At 62.8% G+C, this 486-nt stretch carries 1 protein-coding gene; it reads right to left on the bottom strand.

All coding sequences use genetic code 11. The features are described from left to right. On the bottom strand, positions 1-323 hold a 323-nt coding region (locus J5M71_RS27670; protein WP_207838756.1), incomplete at its 3' end, for a hypothetical protein. Between the last annotated feature and the right edge of the window lie 163 nt (positions 324-486).

The following is a 486-nucleotide window of genomic DNA, read 5'->3' as shown; positions in this document are numbered from 1 at the left end:
GAAAGCGAGTTGCCCACGTCCAGCAGGTTCGCGCTGGCGGTGAATTGCGCGCCGGACAACTGCGCTGTCGGATTGCTCATCACCCGCGGACGCACTTTGACTTCCGAGCTGAAATAGGTGCCCAGCCCTGACAGGCGCAGGTAAGGTGCGCTGAGGTTGACCCGGGCGCTGTCACTCGCCGTCTCGGCCAATGAAAGAGAACCGGCGAACAGGCTCAGGCCCTGTCCCATGTGCAGGTCGACATCGCCGTCGAACGTCATCAGACCGTTGCTCAGCAGACTCACGCTGTCGAAGCCACCGCTCATCAGCTGATCGGCACTCAAGCGTGTACGCCCGTAGCGTAAAAGTGGCGAAGCCTCACCCGCTCGCAGCGGCTGCGGCAGTGCCGGCGCGGGCCCTTGGCCAATGATCATTTCACGTGGCACGCGCACCGCATTGCTCAAGTTCGCGGGACCGTACGCCGGTGTATCAAGAGCGATCTCCAGA

This window comes from Pseudomonas sp. 43(2021) (assembly GCF_017490805.1).
Taxonomy (GTDB): Bacteria; Pseudomonadota; Gammaproteobacteria; order Pseudomonadales; family Pseudomonadaceae; genus Aquipseudomonas.
The sequence above is the reverse complement of the archived record's forward strand: the minus strand, read 5'-3'. Positions and strand labels throughout refer to the sequence as shown.